General features: G+C 60.5%; 1 protein-coding gene. It reads left to right on the forward strand.

Annotation, left to right across the window (positions count from 1 at the left end; genetic code table 11):
* Positions 1 to 25: 25 nt before the first annotated feature.
* On the forward strand, positions 26 to 1,015 hold a 990-nt coding region (locus KF784_20385), incomplete at its 3' end, for a CHAT domain-containing protein (protein ID MBX3121415.1).

Raw genomic sequence — 1,015 nt, forward strand, 5'->3', positions numbered from 1 at the left:
CGGGTATCAGGAGTTGTTTGCCGCCATGACCGGAAAAGCCGGTGCGGCCGGGGGAGCCGATGCCGTGAAAGGCCGCGTCACGGAGGCCGTGGCTGCTACGGGGTCCGCGGCCGGCCTGTTGCGTCAATCGGCGGATGCTTTTACCGCCGCCGGTGAGGCCGCCGGGCGCGTGGGCGATGCGCGCGGTCAGTCCTACGCCTGGGGGTATCTCGGAGAGCTGCGAGAGCGTGAGCATCGCCATCCGGAGGCCTTGGAGTATTCGCGGAAGGCCACCTTCGCTGCTCAAAAAGTACATGCGCCGGAATCGCTGTACCGTTGGCAATGGCAAACGGCGAGATTGTTACGTGCAGAGGGCAAGGAGGAAGAGGCGCTGACTGCCTACCAGCGTGCTGTGACTCTCCTGAAGCCGATTCATTACGAATACTCTGTGGGGTATCAGGGACGGCATCATTCGTACTATGAATCGGTCGCGCCGTTGTTTGCAGAGTACGAGGATGTCTTGTTGCGGAGAGCGGCAGCGGCAAAGACACCGGATCAGAACGAGCAGTTGCTCGTGAAGGTGAAAGAGACGATCGAAGTCTCGCGGGCGGCCGAATTGCAGGACTATTTCCAGGACGATTGTGTCGCGACGGTCGCGAGTCACCGAGGGGCCGGCTCCTTAGCGCCCGACACTGCGGTGATCTATCCTATTGCGTTTCCCGACCGGCTCGAATTGCTCCTGGAAACGGCCAACGGACTGAAGCAGGTGAGGGTTCCTGTAACGGGCGACAAGCTGACGAATGAAATTCGTTCGTTCAGGCGGCTGATTCAGGACTCGCAGTCGCAGAATTATCTGGCTTCCGCCCAGACGCTGCATGGCTGGTTGATTGCGCCCATTCAGCAAGATTTACAAGGGGCCGGCGTACATACGCTCGTGATGGTAGCTGAGGGGTCGCTGAGGACCATTCCCATGGGGGCTTTGCACGATGGCCGGCATTTTCTCGTGGATTCACTCGCCGTGGCCGTCACACCGAGC

The organism is Fimbriimonadaceae bacterium, assembly GCA_019638775.1.
Lineage (GTDB): Bacteria > Armatimonadota > Fimbriimonadia > Fimbriimonadales > Fimbriimonadaceae > JAHBTD01.